Source organism: Streptomyces alboniger (assembly GCF_008704395.1).
GTDB lineage: Bacteria > Actinomycetota > Actinomycetes > Streptomycetales > Streptomycetaceae > Streptomyces > Streptomyces alboniger.
Window position 1 is genome coordinate 1,506,330 of the sequence record NZ_CP023695.1, and the last position, 21,228, is coordinate 1,527,557.

Consider the following 21,228-nt stretch of genomic DNA (forward strand, 5'->3'; position numbering starts at 1 on the left):
TTCCGGAGCGGCCCGTGCAAGGTGCGGACCCAAGCCCGCCGGGACGAGAATCAAAGCCCGTCCGGCGATTGAGGACGAGCCCGAAGGGCGACAGACCGAGCCGACGCAGACCTACAGGGCCACGCCGAGCAACGCGTCGACGGCCCGCGACACCACCCCGGGCGCCCCCTCGTCCGTACCGCCCTCGGCATCCTGAAGACCGACCCAGCGATCGACGGCGGCCAGCGCGGCCGGCGCGTCCAGGTCGTTGGCGAGAGCCTCCCGCATCTCCTCGACGACCGCCTCGGCGGCGGGCCCGTCAGGGCGGGACACGGCCGCGCGCCAGCGCCCGAGCCGCTCGACGGCCTCGGTGAGGACGGAGTCGGTCCACTCCCAGTCCGCGCGGTAGTGGTGCGCGAGGAGGGCGAGGCGGATGGCCGCGGGGTCGACGCCGTCGCGCCGCAGCTTCGAGACGAAGACGAGGTTGCCCTTGGACTTGGACATCTTCGCGCCGTCCAGGGCGACCATGCCCGCGTGGACGTAGGCCTTGGCGAAGGGGTACTCGCCGGTCAGCGCCTGGGCGTGCGAGGCGCCCATCTCGTGGTGCGGGAAGGCGAGGTCGGAGCCGCCGCCCTGCACGTCGAAGCCCATGCCCAGGTGGTCGAGGGCGATGGCCACGCACTCGATGTGCCAGCCGGGCCGCCCGCGCCCGAGGGATGCACCGTCCCAGCTCGGCTCGCCCTCGCGGGCCGCCATCCACAGCATCGGGTCGAGCGGGTTCTTCTTGCCCGGCCGCTCCGGGTCGCCGCCGCGCTCGGCGGAGAGCAGCTTCATGGCGGCGGCGTCGAGCCCGGACACCTCACCGAAGTGCGGGTCGGACTCCACGGAGAAGTAGACGTCGCCCTCCAGTTCGTAGGCGGCGCCCATGTCCCTGAGGCGTTCGACGAGCGGCACGATGCCGGGTATCGCCTCGACGGCTCCGATGTAGTGCTGCGGCGGCAGGAGCCGCAGCGCGGTCATGTCCTCGCGGAACAGAGCGGTCTCGCCCTCGGCGAGCTCGACCCAGTCCTTGCCGTCACGGTTGGCGCGTTCCAGGAGCGGGTCGTCCACGTCGGTCACGTTCTGGACGTAGTGAACCTGCCGCTTGGTGTCGAGCCACACGCGCTGCACGAGGTCGAACGCGTTGTAGGTCGCCGCGTGACCCATGTGGGTCGCGTCGTACGGAGTGATGCCGCAGACGTAGATACGGGCGACGGGACCGGGGTCGAGGGTGACGAGTCCACCGGTCGCGGTGTCGTGGATCCGGAGGTCGCGGCCCTTGCCAGGAAGGGCGGGGACCTCAGAAGCGGGCCAGGCATGCATGCCCTGAGCCTAACCGGACGGGGCGTCCGCATACGAGTGGGGATCATCGAATGGTGGCCGGAGGCGCTCCGAACGTGGCCGGCGGGGCTCCGAGGGGCTCGACGGGCGGCCGCTCCGAGGGCCTCAGACGGGCGGCCAGGGGATCGCGGGCCACTCGCCGGACGGCTCGGGGTGGCGCCCGGACGCGAGGAGGGACCCCACCCGCGCGCGCAGTGCCTCGATCTCCGCGGCCGTGATGAGCCCGGCGAGCCTTTCGGCGAGGGCGGCGCCCTCCTTGAGCGCGTCCCGCAGGCCCTGGAGGACCTGGACGGCCTCCCCGGTCAGCGGCTCCCCCGCCCACCCCCACAGCAGCGTGCGCAGCTTGTCCTCGGCGTTGAAGGTGACGCCGTGGTCGATGCCGTAGAGGCGTCCGTCCGCGGCCAGCAGATGGCCGCCCTTGCGGTCGCCGTTGTTGATCACCGCGTCGAGGACCGCGAGCCGCCGCAGCCGGGCGTCGTCGGCGTGGACGAGCAGTGCGGTGCGCTCCTCGTCGACCTGGGCGCGCCCGACCGCCTTCCAGCCGTCGTCGGGCTCGTCGCCGTCGACCAGGGCGAGCAGCGCCTCGTCCCCGGAGGGCTCGATCCACAGCTGGCACATGCCCCGGCCGTAGGGCCCGTCGCGCAGGACGGTGGGCGGCACGAGGTCCCAGCCGGTGGCCCGCGACACCTCGTACGCGGCGACCTCGCGCTGCGCGAGCGTGCCGTCGGGGAAGTCCCACAGCGGCCGCTCCCCGGCGACCGGTTTGTAGACGCAGGCGGCTTCCTCGCCCTCGTACGCGACCGTGCAGTAGAGCACCGCGTTCGAGGCCTCACGGATCTGCCCGCGCACGGTCAGCTCCCCGTGCGTGAGGAGCGTGACGGGGTCCGCGGTCACGCTCCCCGCCGGTATCCGTTCTGGCGCGGGCATACGTGTCCTTCCGGGTCGAGCGGGAGGCTGCACAGCGGGCACGGCGGGCGGCCCGCGTTCACGACGTCGAGGGCGCGCTTGGCGAAGGCGCGGGCCTGCGCCCCGGTGAGGCGCACGCGCAGCATCGGCGGGCCGTTCTCCTCGTCCTGGAGGAGCCTTTCCTCGGCCTCTGCGAGGTCGTCCTCGGAGTCGGCGTCCAGTTCGACGAGGGCCTGTGCCTCGACGATCATCCGCTCCTCCTCGCCGTCCCAGGCGAGGGCCATCGTGCCGACGCGGAACTCCTCCTCCACCGGGGCGTCGAGGGGCGCGCTGTCGGTGATCTCGGCGGGCGCGACGGCCGGTACGGCGGCATTGCCCCCGCTGCGGCGCACGACCTCGTCGAGCAGCTCCTCCATGCGCTCGGCGAGCGCGGCCACCTGGGTCTTCTCCAGGGCGACGCTGGTCACCCTGACGCCCGCCGAGGCCTGCAAGAAGAACGTACGCCGTCCGGGCAGCCCGACCGTTCCCGCGACGAAACGCTCCGGGGGGTCGTAGAGGAACACCTGACGGGACACGTCCTGTCTCCATTGGATCGACTGCAAGAGGGGTGTTTCAACTGCAAGAGGGCTGCTTCAACCGCTTCACCCTACTGCGGGCGACGATCACGGTGCGCCCGCACCGCCTCCCACCGTGGCGTCGCCGCCCGGAGGCACCTCCCGGGGCACGAGGGAGGCGAAGTCACCGGTGTCCCCGAGGCGTACGAGGAAGGGGCGCAGCCGGGTGTAACGGATGACGGTGACGGAACAGGGCTCTACGGAGATGCGCTGGAACAGATCGAGGTGCAGCCCGAGCGCTTCCGCGACGAGGGACTTGATGATGTCCCCGTGCGAGCACATCAGGTAGGCGGCGTCCTCGCCGTGCTCACGCTCCACGCGCGTGTTCCACTCGCGTACCGCCTCGGCGGCCCGCGTCTGCATGGCCCGCATGGACTCGCCGCCGGGGAACGCGGCGGCGGACGGGTGCTGCTGTACGACCTCCATCAGCGGCTCGTCGGCCAGCTCGGCGAGCTTGCGGCCCGACCAGTCTCCGTAGTCGCACTCGCCGATGCGGTCCTCGGTGTGCGCCTGGAGCCCGGGGCGGGCCGCGAGCAGCGGCGCGACGGTCTCGCGGCAGCGCTGGAGGGGGCTCGTGACGACCTCGGCGAGGGGCACGGCGGCCAGCCGGGCGGGCAGCGCTGCGGCCTGTGCGGCGCCGCGCTCGTCGAGGGCCACGCCGGGGGTCCACCCGGCGAGCAGACCCGCGGTGTTGGCGGTGGAGCGTCCGTGCCGGACGAGGATCAGCGTGGGCATACGGTCCACCCTAAGTGCCGGGAAGGTGATACCTACGGGGTGACTGGGAACACTGCGCAGTGTGATTGTCGACTGTGCCATTTACCGAGAGGGTCGTCGCCGCGAGGGCCCGCATGACTTCTCCGACGCCCTCGACGAGGCGCGGACCGCCGACGAGTCGTTCGTCTGGATCGGCCTGCACGAGCCGACGGAGGCGGAGTTCGACAAGGTCAGCGAGGAGTTCGGGCTGCACCCGCTGGCCGTGGAGGACGCCCTCAAGGCCCATCAGCGGCCCAAGCTGGAGGTCTACGACGACTCGCTGTTCATGGTCCTCAAGCCGGTCGTGTACGAGCCGGACAGCGACGCCGTCTCCTCCGGCGAGGTCATGATCTTCATGGGCGACTCCTTCGTGGTGACCGTCCGCCACGGGGAGGGCGCCCCGCTCGGCGCCGTACGCCACCGGCTCGAAGCCGACCCGGACGTCCTGAAGCACGGCCCCACCGCGGTCCTGTACTCGATCGCCGACGCCACCGTGGACCACTATCTGGAGGTCGCCGACGAGTTGCAGGCCGACCTGGAGGTCCTGGAGACGGAGGTCTTCTCACCGGACGGCGGCGGCTCGCGCCACACGGCGTCCCGGATCTACAACTTCAAGCGGCAGATCCTCGAATTCCGCCGGGCCACCGGCCCCCTGTCGCTGCCGCTGGCACGCCTCTCCGGAGCGGGCCCCTTCGGGCCGCCCGTGCCCTTCGTGGACGAGACGGCGCAGCCCTTCTTCCGGGACGTCAACGACCACCTGACGCGCGTCAACGAATCGGTGGAGGGCCTGGACCGCCTGGTCTCGGACATCCTGTCAGCGCATCTGGCGCAGATGAGCGTGCGGCAGAACGACGACATGCGCAAGATCTCGGCCTGGGCGGCGATGGCGGCGGTCCCCACGATGATCGCGGGGGTCTACGGCATGAACTTCGACCACATGCCGGAGCTGCACTGGCGGTGGACCTACCCGGCGGTGATCGTCCTGATGGCCGTCCTCGAAGTAATCCTGTACCGCATGTTCAAACACCGGGGATGGATGTAGGGGACGTCCTGGTAGCGGACGCCCTCGTAGCGGACGCGGCCGGTACCTAGGCGAATTCGGGGGCCGGGGCCGCGGGCCCGCCCAGGGCGTCGCGCCGCTCGGGGAGCTTCAGGGAGACCATCCGCCGCCAGCCGCCCATCCGCTCGTACGCGTACACGGCGTGGATGCCCGCCGCGAGCACCCTGCGCTTGGTGTGGGGCCAGGCCAGGATGTGCCCCATGCGGTCCATCACGGCGAGGCTCACATCGCGGTGGACGCGGATCTCGGCGAGCGCGCACTCGCGCAGGGTGCGCTGGATGGTGTGGCCGTGACCGGCGGCGGCGAAGCGCAGCAACTCCTCGTGGCAGTACGCCAGGTGGTTGTCCTCGTCGTTCGAGATCATCCGGACCGCCCGGCCGAGGTCCGGGTGGTCGGCGAAGTTCTTGAGGAGCAGCCGCATCTGTTCGGAGGCGCGCTGCTCGGTGACCCTGCTGTGCGCGAGATACGTGACGACGTCCCGCACCGTCAGCGGCAGGTCGGACTTCAGCTGTTCGTGCGCGAGGCCGATGCCGTGCTTCTCCAGGAGCATCGTGTAGTCGGTCTCGTGCGGCACCTCGACGGGCCGCAGGCCGCGCTTCTTCAGCAGCGCGTGGAAGATCCGGCCGTGCTTGTCCTCGTCCGCGCCGTGCCGGGCGATCTTGGGGGCGAGCGCGCGTTCGTCGGCCGGGACGAGCGCGGCGATGCGGCGGTTCTCCCAGCCTCCCTGGGCCTCGCCGCTGGCGGCGATGGAGCAGAAGAGCCGGAACGACTCGTCGTTGTCGAGGATCTCCTCGAAGACACCTCTGGCCGACAACATCACTGACACCTCCATGCCCCGGTTCGCCCTGTATGCGAACCTCCGCGAGGAAGGAGTCAACGTGCGGGGTTCGCCCCGGAGCAACGGGCATACCGGCCGCCTCCGCCGAACGAATGACGGCGGCTGCGGCCATCAGGCGGTACAGGCCGTAACCGACGGGCCGCGTGACGCGTTGTGTCCCGTGACGGCCGTGGCGGGGAAGACCCCCCGAGCCCCCACCACGGCCGCGGAAATCGTCAGGCCAGACCCGCCCGCTCCAGCGCCTCGGTACCGGCCCGCAGCGCGGCGATCCGCTCCTCCAGCGTGAAGCCGGCGGGCGACAGCGTGAGCGTGGTGACACCGGCCGCCGCGTAGGCCTGCATCCGGTCGGCGATCCGCTCCACGGAGCCGAGCAGCGCCGTCGAGTCGATCAGCTGCTGCGGGATGGCTGCGGCCGCGCCCTCCTTGTCGCCCGCCAGGTACTTGTCCTGGATCTCGGCGGCCTCCTTCTCGTACCCCATGCGCCGCGCGAGCTGGTTGTAGAAGTTCTGCTTGGGGCTGCCCATGCCGCCGACGTACAGCGCGGTGTAGGGCCGGAACATGTCCGCGAGGGCGTCGATCCGGTCGTCGCCGCCGACCGCGATCGGCAGGGTCGGGACGACGTCGAAACCGTCCATGGTCTTGCCGGCCTTCTCGCGCCCGGCGCGCAGGTGGCGCAGCGCGGTCTCCTCCAGGTGCTCGGCGGCCGGGAAGATCAGCAGGGCTCCGTCGGCGATCTCGCCGGTCTGCTCCAGGTTCTTCGGGCCGATCGCGGCGATGTACAGCGGGATGTGCTCGCGCTGGGGGTGGACGGTCAGCTTGAGGGGCTTGCCGGGGCCGCCGGGCAGCGGCAGCGTCCAGTGCTCCCCCTCGTGGGTGAGGCGTTCGCGGGCCATCGCCTTGCGGACGATGTCGACGTACTCGCGCGTGCGGGCCAGCGGCTTGTCGAACTTCACGCCGTACCAGCCCTCGGAGACCTGCGGGCCCGAGACACCGAGGCCGAGCCGGAACCGGCCGCCCGAGAGCGAGTCGAGGGTGGCGGCCGTCATCGCGGTCATCGCGGGCTGGCGCGCCGGGATCTGGAAGATCGCGGACCCGATGTCGATGCGCTCGGTCTGCGCGGCCACCCAGGACAGCACCGTCGCGGCGTCCGAGCCGTACGCCTCCGCCGCCCAGCAGACCGCGTAGCCGAGCCTGTCCGCCTCCTTGGCGACCGCGAGATTGTCCGCGTCCATCCCGGCGCCCCAGTAGCCGAGGTTGATACCGAGCTGCATGGCCGATCCCCTAACCGCTGTACTCATGAGTAACGTCCCTGTGCCGGGGACTGTAGCGCGCGGACGCCCGATCCGTCAGGGGCGCGGGAGGGGCCCGGGGGTGACCGGGTTCTCCACAGTCGCCGGTTTGTCCACAGGCCCGCCCGCCGCCGGGGCCCGGCCAGTAATCTCGCGCCCATGGAGCAGAGGCATCTCGGCCGGACCGGCCTGCGTGTGTCCCGGATCGGACTCGGCACCCTCACCTGGGGCCACACGGAGGAGACCGACGCCGCCGATCTGTTGAAGGTGTTCTGGGAGGCGGGCGGCACCCTCGTCGACACCGCCGATGTGTACGGCGACGGGGAGAGCGAGTATCTGCTCGGCCGCCTGATCGAGCGGCTCGTGCCCCGGCGCGATCTGGTCATCGCCACGAAGGCGGGCAGCGTGCCCGATCCCGAGCGGCGCTTCGACGGCTCGCGTGGCCATCTGCTCTCCGCCCTCGACGCCTCCCTCGCCCGCCTCGGCACGGACTACGTGGACTTGTGGCAGGTGCACGCCTTCGACCCGAGAACACCCCTGGACGAGACCTTGCAGGCCCTCGACATCGCGGTCAGCAGCGGCCGCGCCCGCTATGCCGGAGTCTCCAACTTCTGCGGCTGGCAGCTCGCCAAGGCCGCGACCTGGCAGCTGGCGGTGCCGGGCGCGCGCACCCGCATCGCCAGTACGCAGATGGAGTACTCCCTGCTCCAGCGCGGCATCGAGCGCGAAGTGCTGCCCGCGGCCGTCGACCTGGGGGTGGGTCTGCTGCCCTCCTCGCCGCTCGGCCGGGGCGTGCTCACCGGGAAGTACCGCCACGCCACCCCGGCCGACTCGCGCGGCGGCTCCGACCACATGGCCCCCTTCGTCGCGCCGTACCTCGACGACGCGGCCGGCCGCATCGTCGACGCCCTCGCGACAGCCGCCGACGGGCTCGCGGCGACCCCGCTCCAGGTCGCCCTCGCGTGGGTGCGGGACCGCCCCGGTGTGACGGCCCCGATCGTCGGCGCGCGCAACGCGCAGCAGCTCACGGCCGCATTGTCAGTGGAGACCCTTAGTCTTCCTGACGAGATCTGCCGGGCGCTCGACGATGTGTCGGCGCCCGTGCACCGCTATCCCGATCACGACTGGAGCACGCTGTGAGTACGGAACCCGCCGCCGCGGAGGAGCCCGAGGCCGAGGTCGAGACCAGGGCCGAGGTCGAGGTCCGGGGCGAGGCCGAGCGGGACTCCGAGGCCGGGCCGGAGGGCGGGACCACCGCTTCGGAGGCCACCGAGGCTGCCGCCGACGGCACGGCCGAGAGCCCCGCCGAGGGCACGGCCGAGCTGTCCGAGACCGAGGCGGAGATCGCCGCGCAGCGGGAGTTGCGGGAGCGGATCGAGCAGCGCAAGGCCTCGAGGGAGGGGCCGATCGAGGCGGGGGCGAAGCTGAGCGGGACGGCCGCCGACCTGCTGGCGGCCGTGCGCGCCGTGGAGAGCGGCGAGAAGCCCGTCGCCACCGCGTTCCGGGAGCCGGAGCCAGAGCGCCGCAGGCCCGCCCCGTCGCCCGCCCAGGAGCCCGTACGCCCGCGGCGGCCTGCGGCGGCGGAGCCCGCGCGGGAGGCCGTCGAGGCGGTCGGCGCCGTGCTCGCCGAGGGAGGCGCGCCGCCCGCGCTGGCCGCGGCCACGGCGGCCGCGCTCGGCGAGGGCGCCGATGAGCAGCTGCGGGCCGACCCCTGGCAGTTGCTGCGGGTCGGCGGTGTGCGGCCCGAGCAGGCCGATGGGTTCGCCAGGGCGCTGCTGGGCTCCGCGTGCGGGCCGGACGACGAGCGCAGGGGCAGGGCGATCACCGTCTGGCTCCTGGAGCAGGCGGCGGTCGCGGGGCACACGGCGCTGGACGCCTCCGCGCTGAGCGCCGCGCTGGGGCAGCGCGCGGTGCCGGATCCGGACGCCGCCGTGCAGAGCGCCCTGGCCGAGGGGGACGCCCTGGTCTTCCAGGACGCCCTCGAAGAGGCCGAGGTGCCGGTCCAGCGCGCGGACGGCGAGGGCGCGCAGGACGGGGACGACGGCGCGGACGGCGAGCAGGAGCGCCCGGTCCGCGTCCTGATCGGCCTCGAGCGGTACGCCATGGCGGAGGAGAGCCTCGCCGACGGGCTCGCAAGGGTCATCAACTCCCTGCCCAAGGAAGGCGACGCGGGCCCCGAGGCCGCCGAGTGGGAGGCCGCCGCGGCGCGTGCGTCCGGCTCCGCGGCCGAGCTGATCCGCGCCGCCGCCGGGCACGGCCTCGTGCTGCACTCGGGCGGGGAGGCCGCGCGCGCCGAGCCCGCCGCGCTGGTGACCGCGGCCGCGGCGCTGGGCCTTCGGGTGTGCGCCGCCGCCCACAGCGCCGGCGGACGGCGCCGCCTCGCGCGGGCCCCCGGCCTGGAGGAGGCCGCCGTGACGGTGGCGGGGCTGCTCTCCGGCGAGCAGGGCCCCGGTCGCGACGCCGACGGCGCCCTCGCGCTGGACCTCCTGGTCGTCCTGGACGCCCCGCAGCTGGACGTGGAGACCGCCGCGATGCTGGTGGAGTCCCTGCCGGACGGCGCCCGCCTGGTGCTCAGCGGCGACCCCGGCGTGCTGTGGTCGGCCGGCCCGGGGCGGGTCTTCGCGGACCTCGTGGCCGCCCGCTGCTGCCCGCAGATCGTCTCGCGCACCCCGGACCCGGGCCCCCTCGGGGAGCTGACGTCCGGCATCGGCATCGGCGAGCTGCATCAGGTCGAGGCGCCCGGCAAGGAGGTCGTGCTCGTCCCGGTGCGCGACGCCCCCGAGGCGATCCACCGCACCGTGCAGCTCGTGGCCGACTCGGTGCCGAGGGCGATCGGCGTGCCCGCCGAGCAGACGCAGGTCATCACGCCCGGGCACGGCGGCGCCGCGGGCACCCGCGCGCTCAACGCCGCGCTGAAGGAACGGCTGAATCCAGGCCCCGGCCGGTTCGGCGGCTTCGACCCCGGCGACCGGGTCGCCCACGTCCCCGCGGCGGGCCGCACGACGCTCGGCCGTGTGGTGCGGGCCGACGCGGAGGGGCTGCACCTGGAGTGCGACGGCGCCCCCGTCCTCGTACGCAAGGAGCGGGTCGAGCAGGAGGTGCGGCACGCCTGGGCGCTCACGGCGCACCAGGCGGCGGGGCTGCGCTGGCCCGCGGTGGTCGTGGTGCTTCCCGGCGACGCCGCGCAGTCACTCACGCGGCCGTGGGTCTACACGGCGTTCAGCCGCGGCGAGCGGCATCTGTCGGTCGTGCAGGGCGTCGAGGCGGCCCTGCCGCGGGCGGTGGCGGAGCGCCTCTGGAAGGACCGCACGACACGCCTGCGGACGCTGCTGCGCCCGCAGGTGCCCTCGGCGGCCGCCTGAGCGGCGCCCGCGCGCACGGGCCACGAGCAGGCGCGCCACCCCGTAAGGAGCGGCGCGCCTGCCGGGCCGTGAGCGACGACCGTCAGCGACCGGCTCCCCGGACGCCCCGGCCCGCCCGGCCGGCCTCGCCCGATGCGCCCGGCCTGCCCGGTCCGCCCGATTCCTCTGATTCGCCCGCCTCTTCCGCCCCCTCGGTCACGTCGACTTCGTCCAGCTCATCGATCTCATCGACCTCGTCGAGAGGGACCGCGAGGTCCGGGTCGATGTCGGGGTCCGCGTCGAGACCGTCGAGACCGTCGAGACCGTCGGCGTCCAACTCGTCGTCGAAGACCGCGCTGACGTCGAAGCGGCACACCACCCGGTGCGGGTCGGCCTGGTCGAAGGGCGCGTCCAGCCACTCCCCCGGCTCGGCGGGGGTGTCCGCCGCGGTGACCCAGAGCGTGGAGTCGCCTTCCTCCAGGCCGAACTCCTTGTGCCGTGAGGCGATTTCGTCCGGTTCGAACTCGCCGAAGAGGACGCCGAGGGCGCCGTGCACCGTATCGGCCGGGCCTGCGCCGCCCTGCCCGCCCGCGTCGAGGCCGGCGACCCGCTGGGCCTGGGCGAGGAGCCGCGGCGGCTCCGCCACGGCGTAGTCGCGGCGGATCAGCACGCTCAGGGCGTTCGCCTCGTCCGGCCCCTGGTACGGCGGCAGCGCGTCCTCCGTGCCGGGGATCTCGAAGGGGGTGACCTCGTCGTAGCGGTCGTAGAGGAGTTCGTCGTACTCCTCGGCGGCCGCGGCGAGTTCGTTGAACGCCTCGTACACGGCCGGATCGTCCTCGCCCGACCTGCGTTCGACCGCGGCCAGGTGGCGGTCGAGCGCGGTCTTGACCGCCTCGGCGGCGGCACGTACCTCGGCAGCGGTGGGCTGCGCAGCATCAGACATAGTGCAGACGCTATCCGTACCGGGCCCATGCCCGCACAATAGATGCGATGCCGGAATACGAATTTGTCGACGTGTACGTACCGCGCGGGGTCACCCGCAAGGAAGCCACACGTCTGCTGACGGACCACGCTGAGTACGGACACTGGGAGTTGGACCGACTGAGTCTGCATCCCGACGGCAGCCGCCGTGTGCGGCTGAGGCGGCGGATCATCCGCCAGGTGCGGGCCACCTGGTGAGCCCGGTCCGACCGGGCTGAGCCGTCGGGCCCGGGACGACGGAAGGAACGGAGCGGGCCCCGCTACGGCGGGGCCCGCTCCGTTCCGCTCTCGGACGCCGGTGGCTCAGGCGGCCGCCCGCGCCCTCCGGTACAGCACGGCGCCCGCGAGCAGCACGCCCGCGCCGGCCGGCAGCGCGATGCCGATGGGCAGCGAGCTACCGGTCTCCGCGAGCTGCGAGGTCCCCTTGGGCTGGGTGACGGTCTGCGTGCCCGGGTGGTTCGGCTTGGCGTGGTCGACCGGGTCGTGAGGCTTACCGGGCGTGCCCGGCTTGCCCGGACCCTCCGGCTTACCGGGGTGCTCCGGCTTCCCCGGGTCACCCGGCTTCCCGGGCTTGCCCGGCTTGCCCGGCTCCTCCGGCTTCCCCGGGTGTCCGGGCTCCGTCGGGGGCTTCTCGTGGCCCGGCGGAGTCGTCCTGCCGGACTCGTTGGCGCAGCCGTTCCCGGTGGTCGGGTTGGCGAGACCGACGACGGTGACGCTGTTGCCGCAGACGTTGACCGGCACGTCCACCGGCAGTTGGACGTCGTTGCCGGAGCCGACGCCGGGTGAGTCGCTGGCGTGACCCTGGGCCTTGGCCCCGCCGCCCGGCTTGTGCGAACCGCCGCCCTTGCCGGAGGCGTTCACACACTTGTTGCCCGCCGCGGGGTTGAGGACCCCGACGACGTTCACGGTGTTGCCGCACACGTTGACGGGGACGTCAACGGGAGCCTGTACGGAGTTGCCCGAGAGCACACCCGGCGAGTTCGAACTGCCCCCCTGGGCGGTCGAGTCCGCGTGTGCGTAGCCGCCGGTCGCGGCGAGTACGCCGGTCGCTGCCGCCACGGTGATCAGGCCTTTACGCGTGACCTGTCGCATAGCTGTTCCCTGCCTTTTACCTTCCGAAGTACGTACGGACGTGCTCGCCCGGACGTGGAATGCCCGTCGGCCCCGGAGCACATGGCGTGCACTCCGGGGCCGACCGACTCAGACCCTCAAGGGGTGAGGCACAACGTCACTTGTTGATGCAGGTGTTGCCGAAGGCGGGGTTCAGCAGCCCGATCACATTGACCGTGTTGCCACAGGCGTTCACCGGCACGTGCACGGGCACCTGGACAACGTTGCCCGAAACCACACCGGGAGACTTCACGGCGGCACCCTGGGCACCGGCGTCGGCAGCGGCGATGCCCGCACCTGCGAGCACGAGACCACCAGTGGCAGCCGCAGCAGCGACGACCTTCTTGATCATTATTCCTCCTTGTTGGCAATGCAGTCCCAGCCGCGGACTGCACCACCTGTAACGAGGAGGGGGTCGGAGAGCTACGAGCCGAGGGCCCCTTTCACCCTTCTCAGGCACGTACGTACGCACTGACGATTATGGGAGAGTCGTTTCAGCACGCAAAGGGGACGTTTCCCGGCCTGCCCACGGCCGGAATTCGTCAGGAAGCGTCGATGAAACGGTCGAGCACGCGGACACCGAACTTGAGACCGTCCACCGGGACCCGCTCGTCGACTCCGTGGAACATGCCCGCGAAGTCCAGCTCCGGCGGCAGCTTCAACGGCGCGAAGCCGAAGCCGCGGATGCCGAGGTCGTCGAAGGACTTGGCGTCCGTGCCCGCGGAGAGCATGTACGGCACGGCGCGCGCGATGGGGTCCTCCGCCCGCAGGGCCGTCTGCATGGCGTCGACGAGCGCGCCGTCGAACGTCGTCTCCAGCGCCTTGTCCGCGTGCACATCCTCGCGCCGGACGTTCGGACCGAGGATGCGGTCCAGGTCGGCGAGGAACTCCTCCTCGTACCCCGGCAGGTAGCGGCCGTCGACGTGCGCCGTGGCCTGACCGGGAATCACGTTCACCTTGTACCCGGCGCCGAGCTGCGTCGGGTTGGCGGTGTTCTGGAGGGAGGCGCCGATGAGCTTGGCGATGCCGCCGAGCTTGGCGAGCGTCTCGTCCATGTTCTCCGGGTCCAGCTCGGTGCCGAGGGCGTCGCCCAGCTCGTCGAGGAAGTGCCGCAGCGTCTTGGTGACGCGTACGGGGAACTTGTGCCGCCCGAGACGCCCGACCGCCTCGGACAGCTCGGTGATCGCGTTGTCCTTGTGGATCATCGATCCGTGGCCGGCTGTGCCGTCCACCGTCAGCTTCATCCAGTGCATGCCCTTCTGGGCCGTCTCGACGAGGTAGAGCCGCAGGTTCTCGTTGACGGTGAACGAGAAGCCGCCGACCTCGCTGATCGCCTCCGTGCACCCCTCGAAGAGGCCGGGGTGGTTGTCGACGAGGTAGCGCGCGCCGTACGTGCCGCCGGCCTCCTCGTCGGCGAGGAAGGCGAGGACGATGTCGCGCGGGGGCTTGCGGCCGCTGCGCATCCGGTCACGGACGACCGCGAGGGTCATCGCGTCCATGTCCTTCATGTCGACGGCACCGCGGCCCCAGACGCAGCCGTCCGCGATCTCCCCGGAGAAGGGGTGGTGCGTCCAGTCCATGGCGTTGGCCGGTACGACGTCGGTGTGGCCGTGGATGAGCAGCGCGGGCCGCGACGGGTCCTCGCCCTCGATCCTCGCCACGGTGGAGGCCCTGCCGGGATGGGACTCGAAGATCTTCGGCTCCAGGCCGACCTCGGCGAGCTTCTCGGCGACGTACTCGGCGGCCTTGCGCTCCCCCGGGCCCGAGTGGTCGCCGTAGTTGCTCGTATCGATCTGGATCAGTTCGCGACAGAGGTCGACGACCTCGTCCTCACCGGTGACGGCCTTGCCCGTGCTGGACCCGCTCACGCTGGGCTCCTCCCGCATTCGCTGCTGGTGGTCCCCCTCATCCTCTCTCTCCCCGGCTCCGCTCCCAAGGCCGGGCACGCGTCGTCATCAGCCGTTCATGGTGGGCGGAGGGGTGATCGAGGACCCCCGGAGGCCTGGTAATGTTCTCTGTGTCGCCGCGGGGAACACCCCGCGAAGACAGACACCTGGTCCGGGTGGCGGAATGGCAGACGCGCTAGCTTGAGGTGCTAGTGCCCTTTATCGGGCGTGGGGGTTCAAGTCCCCCCTCGGACACCAGCAAGACCCCAGTTGATCTGGGGTCTTTTGCTTTTCTGGGGGCGGGGTAACCCATCGCGCAGAAAGGTCCGTTTTTTCGGGCCGACGCCAGGGACGCCCAGCACCTCGCTCCGCATCGCCGTCTCGGCCACAAGGCCCCAGTCCATCGAACTGGGGCCTTCTTCGTGGTCAGGAGCCGTCGCCGCCCCGCGTCGTCAGTTCCCTGAGGGCGATGTTCAGGCGCAGGACGTTCACCCTCGGCTCCCCCAGGAAGCCGAGGGTTCGTTGCTCGGTGTTCTCGTCGACCAGGTTCTGGACCCTCGCCGCGCTCACGTGGTTCTTCTCCGCCACGCGGTGGACCTGGAGGTCCGCGTAGGCCGGGGAGATGTGCGGGTCCAGGCCCGAGGCCGAGGAGGTGACCGAGTCGGTGGGGACCTCGGAGGGCTTGACCTTGTGGGCCGCGGTGGAGTTGTCCCTGATGACCGCTGCCTTGGCCGCCTTGACCTGCTTGATCAGGTCCTTGTTGTCGCCCGACAGGTTCGTGGCGCCGGACAGGAGCAGCTTGTACCGGGTGTTGACGCTGTTCTCGCCGAGGCCGTTGGCGGGGCGCGGCTGGAACCACCTCAGGTCGGGCTCGGGTGTGTCCTGGCCCTTCTTGAGGGGCAGGTCGTAGCGCTGGCCGATGAGTTCGGAGCCGACGACCTTTCCGTCGGCCTTGATCTCGGAGCCGTTCGCCTTGTCGTGGAAGAGGGTCTGGGCCACGCCGGTGACCGCGAGCGGGTAGAGGATGCCGCAGATGACGGTGAGGACCAGCAGGGCGCGCAGGCCCGCGCCGAGCAGGCGGGCGGTGTTTCCTACGGAGTTGTTCATGGTCGCGTCAGCCGATTCCGGGGATGAGGGAGAGGAGTACGTCGATGATCTTGATGCCGATGAATGGGGCGACGAGTCCGCCGAGGCCGTAGACGGCGAGGTTGCGCCGGAGCATCCGGTCGGCGCTCATCGGCCGGTACCGCACGCCCTTCAGAGCCAGCGGCACCAGCGCGACGATGATCAGCGCGTTGAAGATCACCGCGGCGAGGATCGCGGACTCGGGGGAGGTCAGGCCCATGATGTTGAGCTTGTCCAGCGACGGGTACGCCACCGCGAACATGGCCGGGATGATCGCGAAGTACTTCGCGACGTCGTTGGCGATGGAGAACGTCGTCAGCGCGCCCCGCGTGATGAGGAGTTGCTTGCCGATCTCGACGATCTCGATGAGCTTGGTCGGATTGGAGTCGAGGTCGACCATGTTGCCGGCCTCCTTGGCGGCGGAGGTGCCGGTGTTCATCGCCACGCCCACATCCGCCTGCGCGAGCGCCGGGGCGTCGTTCGTGCCGTCGCCCGTCATCGCCACCAGCTTGCCGCCGGCCTGCTCCCGCTTGATCAGCGCCATCTTGTCCTCGGGCGTGGCCTCGGCGAGGAAGTCGTCCACACCCGCCTCGTCCGCGATGGCCTTGGCGGTCAACGGGTTGTCGCCCGTGATCATCACGGTCTTGATGCCCATGCGGCGCAGCTCGTCGAAGCGCTCGCGCATGCCCTCCTTGACCACGTCCTTGAGGTGGATCACGCCGAGGACCCGGGCCCCCTGAGCGTCTTCCAGAGCCACCAGCAGCGGCGTGCCACCAGCCTGCGAAATGGTGTCGGTGAGTTCCTGGGCATCCTTCGCGACCTCTCCCCCGCGCTCCTCGACCCAGGCGATGACCGAACCGGTCGCGCCCTTGCGGACCTTGCGGCCGTCCACGTCCACGCCCGACATGCGGGTCTGTGCCGTGAACGCCACCCACTCGGCGCCGGTCAGCTCGCCCTGGTGGCGCTCGCGCAGGCCGTACTTCTCCTTCGCGAGTACGACGATGGAGCGGCCCTCGGGTGTCTCGTCGGCCAGCGAGGAGAGCTGGGCGGCGTCGGCGACCTCCGCCGCCGTCGTCCCGGCGACGGGGACGAACTCCGCGGCCTGGCGGTTGCCCAGCGTGATCGTGCCGGTCTTGTCGAGAAGCAGCGTCGACACGTCGCCCGCGGCCTCTACCGCCCTGCCCGACATGGCGAGGACGTTGCGCTGCACCAGGCGGTCCATGCCCGCGATGCCGATCGCGGAGAGCAGCGCGCCGATGGTGGTCGGGATGAGGCAGACGAGCAGGGCCGTCAGGACGATGAGGGAGGTCTGGTCGTCGGCCCCGGCATAGATCGCGAAGGGCTTCAGGGTCACCACCGCGAGCAGGAAGACGATGGTGAGGGACGCCAGGAGGATGTTCAGGGCTATCTCGTTGGGCGTCTTCTGGCGGGCCGCGCCCTCCACGAGGTTGATCATGCGGTCGATGAACGTCTCGCCGGGCTTCGTCGTGATCTTGATGACGATGCGGTCGGAGAGGACCTTCGTACCGCCCGTGACGGCGGAGCGGTCGCCGCCGGACTCGCGGATGACGGGGGCCGACTCGCCGGTGATGGCGGACTCGTCGACGGAGGCCACGCCCTCGACGACGTCACCGTCGCCGGGGATGATGTCGCCCGCCTCGCAGACCACCAGGTCGCCGACGCGCAGCTCGGTGCCGGGGACGTTCTCCTCGGCGTCGCCGGTCAGGCGGCGCGCGACGGTGTCGGTCTTGGCCTTGCGCAGCGTGTCCGCCTGCGCCTTGCCACGGCCCTCGGCGACGGCCTCCGCGAGGTTGGCGAAGAGCGTGGTCAGCCAGAGCCAGACGGTGATCGCCCAGCCGAACCAGTCCCCCGGGTCCAGAGCCGCGAGGACGGTGGTGACCACCGAGCCGATCAGGACCACGAACATGACCGGTGACTTGACCATGACGCGCGGGTGCAGCTTGCGCACGGCGTCGGGCAGGGACTTCAGCAGCTGGGCGGGGTCGAAGAGGCCCGCGCCGACCTTGCCCTCGCCGGCGGGCCGGTGTCCGACGGGCACGTCCGGGTGCGGGGCGGGGGTGGGGGCCGGTTCGTCGGTCCCGTACTTCTTCGTGTGTGTGCTCATGACGCCAGCCCCTCGGCAAGCGGTCCCAGCGCGAGCGCGGGGAAGTAGGTCAGACCGGTGATGATCATGATCGTGCCGACCAGCAACCCGGTGAAGAGCGGTTTCTCGGTGCGCAGGGTGCCCGCGGTCTTGGGGACCGGAGTCTGCTCGGCCAGCGAACCGGCGAGCGCGAGGACGAACACCATCGGCAGGAAGCGGCCGAGCAGCATGGCGAGCCCGATCGTGGTGTTGAACCAGTTCGTGTCCGCGCTCAGGCCGCCGAAGGCCGAGCCGTTGTTGTTGGCGCCGGACGTGAAGGCGTACAGGATCTCGGAGAAGCCGTGCGCCCCGGAGTTGAGCATCGAGTCCTTGGGCGTGGGCAGCGCCATCGACACGGCGGTGAAGCCGAGGACGAGCGCCGGGGTGACGAGGATGTAGCAGGCCGCCAGCTTGATCTCGCGGGTGCCGATCTTCTTGCCCAGGTACTCCGGTGTACGGCCGACCATCAGGCCCGCGATGAACACCGCGATGATCGCCATGATGAGCATGCCGTAGAGGCCGGAGCCGGTGCCGCCGGGGGCGATCTCGCCGAGCTGCATGCCGAGCAGCTCGATGCCGCCGCCGAAGCCGGTGTAGGAGGAGTGGAAGGAGTTCACGGCGCCGGTGGAGGTGAGCGTGGTGGCCACCGCGAAGATCGACGAGCCGCCGATCCCGAAGCGGGTCTCCTTGCCCTCCATCGCCCCGCCGGCCAGGTCGAACGCCGGGCCGCCGTGGTGGAACTCGGTCCACATCATCAGCGCGGTGAAGCCGAGCCAGATCGTCGCCATCGTGGCGAGGATCGCGTAGCCCTGCCTGAGGGAGCCGGTCATCCTGCCGAAGGTGCGGGTCAGCGCGAAGGGGATGACGAGGATCAGGAAGATCTCGAAGAGGTTCGAGATCGGGTTGGGGTTCTCGAAGGGGTGGGCGGAGTTGGCGTTGAAGTAGCCGCCGCCGTTCGTGCCCAGCTCCTTGATGACCTCCTGGGAGGCGATCGCGCCGCCGTTCCACTGCTGGCTGCCGCCGAGGAACTGGCCGACCTCGTGGATCCCGGCGAAGTTCTGGAGGGCGCCGCAGGCGACCAGGACGAGCGCGCCGAGCACGGAGACCGGCAGGAGGATGCGGACGACGCCGCGCACCAGGTCGGCCCAGAAGTTGCCCAGCTCACCGGTGCGGGAGCGGGCGAAGCCGCGTACGAGTGCCACCGCCACGGCGATCCCCACCGCCGCCGAGACGAAGTTCTGTACGGCGAGCCCGGCGGTCTGCACGACGTGGCCCATGGCCTGCTCGCCGGAGTACGACTGCCAGTTGGTGTTCGCCACGAACGAGGCCGCGGTGTTGAAGGCCTGGTCCGGGTCGATGGACGTGAAGCCGAGCGAGCCGGGCAGCGAGCCCTGGAGCCGCTGGAGCAGGTAGAGGAAGAGGACGCCGGCCGCGGAGAAGGCGAGGACGCCGCGCAGGTACGCGGTCCAGCGCATCTCGGCGTCGGGGTCGGCGCCGATGGCCTTGTAGATCCACTTTTCGGCGCGCAGGTGTTTCTTCGAACTGTAGACGCGGGCCATGTAGTCGCCGAGAGGGCGGTACGCCAGGGCGAGGGCCGCGATCAGGGCGAGCAGCTGGAGCACGCCGGCAAGGACGGGGCTCATATCCGTACTCAGAACCTCTCCGGAAAGACGAGGGCGAGGACGAGATAGCCCAGGAGGGCGACGGCCACGATCAGGCCGACGACGTTCTCGGCGGTCACAGCTTCGTCACCCCCTTGGCGACAAGTGCCACCAGCGCGAAGACCGCGATCGTGGTGGCGACGAAGGCCAGGTCGGCCATCGTGAGCTCCTGAAGGAAGTGGATGGATGAACTACTTGGTCTGACGGTTAGAGGAAACCCCTGCTCAGACCGTTTTCAGCCGCTGTTGACGCCGTCCATACGGCGTCAAGAGGCGTCTTGACGGGTCTCTTACGAATCGGCCGGTCTCCTAGGAGAGCCGGAAGCGCAGGCGGCAGATCGCGGCGTCGGTGTCCCTGCGCACCGCGTGGGCCACCACCGCGCCGCGCTGGTTCTGCAGGACGCGCTGCCAGGCGCGGGCGGGCTCGACCTCGGGGATCAGGACGGTGACGCGCGTGCCGGGCTCGGTGGCCTCGATGCCGCGTACGTACGCCGCGACGGGGCGGCCGAGGGTGCGTCGGGCGGAGGGCAGGCGGATCAGGTGGACGCCCGGGTTCCACAGCGCCCAGTCCCGCTCCAGGGCCTCGGCCTGGGCGCGGTCCTCCGGGTCGGCGTGGCAGACGGTCACCGCGCGCACCTCGTCACCCAGCGACACGGCGGCGGTCAGTGCCTCGCTGGTGAGCCGGGACAGGGAGGAGACGGGCACGACGACCAAGGAGCGGGCGCGGCGCGGGCAGTCCGGGACGCGGCCGAGGCCCAGGCGTTCACCGATCCCGCTATAGGCGCGGTGGACCGTCTCGAAGGCGGCGACGAGCAGCGGCAGGGCGACGACGATCAGCCAGGCGCCGTCGTGGAACTTGGTGGCGGTGACGACGACCGCGCTCACCCCCGTGAGGAGCGCGCCGAGGCCGTTGAGTGCTGCCTTGCCGCGCCACCGGGGGCCGCGCTCGTGGCGCCAGTGCACGACCATGCCGGTCTGCGCGAGGGTGAAGCCGACGAAGACGCCGATCGCGAAGAGCGGGACGAGGGTGTTGGTGTCGCCGCCGGACAGGACGAGCAGGGCGGCGGAGACCCCGGCGAGGGTGAGGACTCCGTGCCGGTGGACCTGGCGGTCGGCCTTAAGGGCGAAGACGTGCGGCAGGAAGTTGTCGCGGGCCAGCAGTTTCAGGAGGACCGGGAGGCCGCCGAAGGAGGTGTTCGCGGAGAGGGCGAGCAGGGTCATCGTCGCGAACTGGACTACGTAGAAGGCCCAGTTGTGGCCGAGGGAGGCGTCCGCGAGCTGGGCGAGGACAGTGACGCCTTCGACCGGCTGGAGGTGGAAGCGGGAGATCAGCACGGCGAGGCCGGTCAGCATCACGCCGAGTACGGCGCCGAGGGCGATCTCGGCGTGCTGGGCACGCTTGGCGCGCGGGGCGCGGAAGGACGGCACGGCGTTGGCGATGGCCTCGACGCCGGTCAGTGCGGAACAGCCGGAGGCGAAGGCCTTCAGCAGGAGCAGGGCGCCGACGGTGGTGGCGTTGTCCGCGAGGACCGAGGCGTGGCCCTGGGCGGCCTCGGTACTGACCGGGGCGGAGCGGAGGAGGCCGACGACGACGAGGGTGAGCATCGCGAGGACGAAGACCGCGGTCGGCGCGATGAAGGCCTTCGCGGAGTCGGCGATGCCGCGCAGGTTGACGGCGGTCATCAGGGCGAGGACGGCGAGGCAGATCCACAGCCGGTCGCCGTACAGCCCGGGGAAGGCCGAGGTGAGGGCGGCGACGCCCGCGGTGACGGCGACCGCGACGTTCAGGACGTAGTCGAGGACCAGGGAGGCGGCGGCCACCAGGGACGCCCGGCGGCCGAGGTGGGCCCTGGCCACGGCGTAGGAGCCGCCGCCGTCGGGGAAGGCGGCGATGACCTGGCGGTAGGAGGCGACGAGGACCGCGAGCAGGGCGGCGATGGCGAGGGTCACCGGCAGGGTGAAGCCGAGACCGTGGCCTCCGGCGGCGGCCAGGACGAGGACGATCGCCTCGGGGCCGTACGCGACGGAGGCCATCGCGTCCAGGGAGAGCGCGGCGAGGCCGGTGACCGCCGTGAGCCGGTGGCGTTCGCCGGTGTCGGGCGGCTCCTCGTCGCGGGCGGCGGTCTCCGGCTCGGCCGTCAGGGCGGACATGCGCGTGCTCCT

At 71.5% G+C, this 21,228-nt stretch carries 19 protein-coding genes and 1 tRNA gene; 5 read left to right on the forward strand and 15 right to left on the reverse strand.

Annotation, left to right across the window (positions count from 1 at the left end; translation table 11 throughout):
• Positions 1-111: 111 nt before the first annotated feature.
• From mshC to CP975_RS06530, 4 genes are all read right to left on the reverse strand, one after another.
• Positions 112-1,341, reverse strand: a complete 1,230-nt coding sequence (gene mshC, locus CP975_RS06515) for a cysteine--1-D-myo-inosityl 2-amino-2-deoxy-alpha-D-glucopyranoside ligase (protein ID WP_055529811.1) — start codon at positions 1,339-1,341, stop codon at positions 112-114.
• A gap of 123 nt (positions 1,342-1,464) precedes the next feature.
• Positions 1,465-2,286, reverse strand: coding sequence for an SCO1664 family protein (locus tag CP975_RS06520; protein WP_055529809.1), 822 nt, complete (start codon positions 2,284-2,286; stop codon positions 1,465-1,467).
• On the reverse strand, positions 2,250-2,840 hold the full coding sequence (locus CP975_RS06525) for a DUF3090 domain-containing protein (RefSeq protein WP_030778808.1): 591 nt from the start codon (positions 2,838-2,840) through the stop codon (positions 2,250-2,252). Before CP975_RS06525 ends, CP975_RS06520 begins: the two co-directional genes overlap by 37 nt.
• A gap of 87 nt (positions 2,841-2,927) precedes the next feature.
• A complete protein-coding gene (locus CP975_RS06530) occupies positions 2,928-3,614 on the reverse strand; it encodes a histidine phosphatase family protein (protein WP_055529807.1) in 687 nt (228 codons plus the stop codon).
• Positions 3,615-3,675: 61 nt separating this feature from the next.
• On the opposite strand from CP975_RS06530, the gene corA reads away from it, so the two are divergent.
• The gene (corA, locus tag CP975_RS06535; protein WP_055529805.1) at positions 3,676-4,674 is read left to right on the forward strand and encodes a magnesium/cobalt transporter CorA; all 999 of its coding nucleotides are present in this window, start codon (positions 3,676-3,678) and stop codon (positions 4,672-4,674) included.
• Positions 4,675-4,720: 46 nt separating this feature from the next.
• Here corA and CP975_RS06540 read toward each other — a convergent pair whose 3' ends face one another.
• Entirely contained in the window at positions 4,721-5,509 is a 789-nt protein-coding gene (locus CP975_RS06540; protein WP_055529803.1) for a hypothetical protein, read from the reverse strand.
• Positions 5,510-5,745: 236 nt separating this feature from the next.
• Positions 5,746-6,801 carry an LLM class F420-dependent oxidoreductase gene (locus tag CP975_RS06545; RefSeq protein WP_055529801.1) on the reverse strand — a complete coding sequence of 352 codons (1,056 nt, stop codon included), beginning with the start codon at positions 6,799-6,801 and terminating at the stop codon, positions 5,746-5,748.
• Between the two features lie 177 nt (positions 6,802-6,978).
• Here CP975_RS06545 and CP975_RS06550 point away from each other — a divergent pair, with 177 nt between their 5' ends.
• The gene (locus tag CP975_RS06550) at positions 6,979-7,959 is read left to right on the forward strand and encodes an aldo/keto reductase (RefSeq protein WP_055529800.1); all 981 of its coding nucleotides are present in this window, start codon (positions 6,979-6,981) and stop codon (positions 7,957-7,959) included.
• On the forward strand, positions 7,956-10,181 hold the full coding sequence (locus tag CP975_RS06555) for a helix-hairpin-helix domain-containing protein (RefSeq protein ID WP_055529798.1): 2,226 nt from the start codon (positions 7,956-7,958) through the stop codon (positions 10,179-10,181). Before CP975_RS06550 ends, CP975_RS06555 begins: the two co-directional genes overlap by 4 nt.
• A gap of 82 nt (positions 10,182-10,263) precedes the next feature.
• On the opposite strand, the gene CP975_RS06560 is transcribed toward CP975_RS06555, so the two are convergent.
• On the reverse strand, positions 10,264-11,103 hold the full coding sequence (locus CP975_RS06560) for a hypothetical protein (RefSeq protein WP_167532670.1): 840 nt from the start codon (positions 11,101-11,103) through the stop codon (positions 10,264-10,266).
• 47 nt (positions 11,104-11,150) lie between these two features.
• Between CP975_RS06560 and CP975_RS06565 the strand changes: the two genes are divergently transcribed.
• A complete protein-coding gene (locus tag CP975_RS06565; protein WP_030778823.1) occupies positions 11,151-11,339 on the forward strand; it encodes a DUF5703 family protein in 189 nt (62 codons plus the stop codon).
• Between the two features lie 105 nt (positions 11,340-11,444).
• Here the strand turns inward: CP975_RS06565 and CP975_RS06570 are convergent, their stop codons facing one another.
• The 3 genes from CP975_RS06570 to CP975_RS06580 form a co-directional block, all read right to left on the reverse strand.
• A complete protein-coding gene (locus CP975_RS06570; RefSeq protein ID WP_055529796.1) occupies positions 11,445-12,233 on the reverse strand; it encodes a chaplin in 789 nt (262 codons plus the stop codon).
• Between the two features lie 136 nt (positions 12,234-12,369).
• Positions 12,370-12,603, reverse strand: coding sequence for a chaplin ChpH (gene chpH / locus CP975_RS06575; RefSeq protein ID WP_055529794.1), 234 nt, complete (start codon positions 12,601-12,603; stop codon positions 12,370-12,372).
• Positions 12,604-12,793: 190 nt separating this feature from the next.
• Complete coding sequence (locus tag CP975_RS06580; protein WP_150476660.1) at positions 12,794-14,137, reverse strand: M20/M25/M40 family metallo-hydrolase; 1,344 nt, start codon at positions 14,135-14,137, stop codon at positions 12,794-12,796.
• 170 nt (positions 14,138-14,307) lie between these two features.
• Between CP975_RS06580 and CP975_RS06585 the strand changes: the two genes are divergently transcribed.
• Positions 14,308-14,395: transfer RNA gene (locus CP975_RS06585), tRNA-Leu, on the forward strand.
• A gap of 168 nt (positions 14,396-14,563) precedes the next feature.
• Here CP975_RS06585 and CP975_RS06590 read toward each other — a convergent pair.
• The 5 genes from CP975_RS06590 to CP975_RS06610 all read right to left on the reverse strand — a co-directional run bounded on the left by CP975_RS06590 (position 14,564) and on the right by CP975_RS06610 (position 21,216).
• Positions 14,564-15,244, reverse strand: coding sequence for a potassium-transporting ATPase subunit C (locus CP975_RS06590; RefSeq protein WP_055529792.1), 681 nt, complete (start codon positions 15,242-15,244; stop codon positions 14,564-14,566).
• A 7-nt stretch (positions 15,245-15,251) separates the two neighbouring features.
• The gene (gene kdpB / locus CP975_RS06595; RefSeq protein WP_055529790.1) at positions 15,252-17,387 is read right to left on the reverse strand and encodes a potassium-transporting ATPase subunit KdpB; all 2,136 of its coding nucleotides are present in this window, start codon (positions 17,385-17,387) and stop codon (positions 15,252-15,254) included.
• A complete protein-coding gene (gene kdpA / locus CP975_RS06600; protein ID WP_055529788.1) occupies positions 17,384-19,048 on the reverse strand; it encodes a potassium-transporting ATPase subunit KdpA in 1,665 nt (554 codons plus the stop codon). Before kdpA ends, kdpB begins: the two co-directional genes overlap by 4 nt.
• Before the next feature lie 8 nt (positions 19,049-19,056).
• Complete coding sequence (gene kdpF, locus CP975_RS06605; protein ID WP_037896654.1) at positions 19,057-19,146, reverse strand: K(+)-transporting ATPase subunit F; 90 nt, start codon at positions 19,144-19,146, stop codon at positions 19,057-19,059.
• A 228-nt stretch (positions 19,147-19,374) separates the two neighbouring features.
• Positions 19,375-21,216 (reverse strand): APC family permease, encoded by a 1,842-nt coding sequence (locus CP975_RS06610; protein WP_055529786.1) that lies wholly within the window; start codon positions 21,214-21,216, stop codon positions 19,375-19,377.
• Positions 21,217-21,228 lie beyond the last annotated feature (12 nt).

What these genes read in the sequence shown, in the direction of transcription:
- CP975_RS06565 (WP_030778823.1), top strand. Translation starts at nt 11,151, where the DNA reads ATGCCGGAATACGAATTTGTCGACGTGTACGTACCGCGCGGGGTCACC.
- CP975_RS06560 (WP_167532670.1), bottom strand. Translation starts at nt 11,103, where the DNA reads ATGTCTGATGCTGCGCAGCCCACCGCTGCCGAGGTACGTGCCGCCGCC.
- CP975_RS06580 (WP_150476660.1), bottom strand. Translation starts at nt 14,137, where the DNA reads ATGCGGGAGGAGCCCAGCGTGAGCGGGTCCAGCACGGGCAAGGCCGTC.
- chpH (WP_055529794.1), bottom strand. Translation starts at nt 12,603, where the DNA reads ATGATCAAGAAGGTCGTCGCTGCTGCGGCTGCCACTGGTGGTCTCGTG.
- kdpA (WP_055529788.1), bottom strand. Translation starts at nt 19,048, where the DNA reads ATGAGCCCCGTCCTTGCCGGCGTGCTCCAGCTGCTCGCCCTGATCGCG.
- mshC (WP_055529811.1), bottom strand. Translation starts at nt 1,341, where the DNA reads ATGCATGCCTGGCCCGCTTCTGAGGTCCCCGCCCTTCCTGGCAAGGGC.
- CP975_RS06610 (WP_055529786.1), bottom strand. Translation starts at nt 21,216, where the DNA reads ATGTCCGCCCTGACGGCCGAGCCGGAGACCGCCGCCCGCGACGAGGAG.
- CP975_RS06530 (WP_055529807.1), bottom strand. Translation starts at nt 3,614, where the DNA reads ATGCCCACGCTGATCCTCGTCCGGCACGGACGCTCCACCGCCAACACC.
- CP975_RS06570 (WP_055529796.1), bottom strand. Translation starts at nt 12,233, where the DNA reads ATGCGACAGGTCACGCGTAAAGGCCTGATCACCGTGGCGGCAGCGACC.
- CP975_RS06520 (WP_055529809.1), bottom strand. Translation starts at nt 2,286, where the DNA reads ATGCCCGCGCCAGAACGGATACCGGCGGGGAGCGTGACCGCGGACCCC.
- CP975_RS06540 (WP_055529803.1), bottom strand. Translation starts at nt 5,509, where the DNA reads ATGTTGTCGGCCAGAGGTGTCTTCGAGGAGATCCTCGACAACGACGAG.
- CP975_RS06550 (WP_055529800.1), top strand. Translation starts at nt 6,979, where the DNA reads ATGGAGCAGAGGCATCTCGGCCGGACCGGCCTGCGTGTGTCCCGGATC.
- CP975_RS06545 (WP_055529801.1), bottom strand. Translation starts at nt 6,801, where the DNA reads ATGCAGCTCGGTATCAACCTCGGCTACTGGGGCGCCGGGATGGACGCG.
- CP975_RS06590 (WP_055529792.1), bottom strand. Translation starts at nt 15,244, where the DNA reads ATGAACAACTCCGTAGGAAACACCGCCCGCCTGCTCGGCGCGGGCCTG.
- kdpB (WP_055529790.1), bottom strand. Translation starts at nt 17,387, where the DNA reads ATGAGCACACACACGAAGAAGTACGGGACCGACGAACCGGCCCCCACC.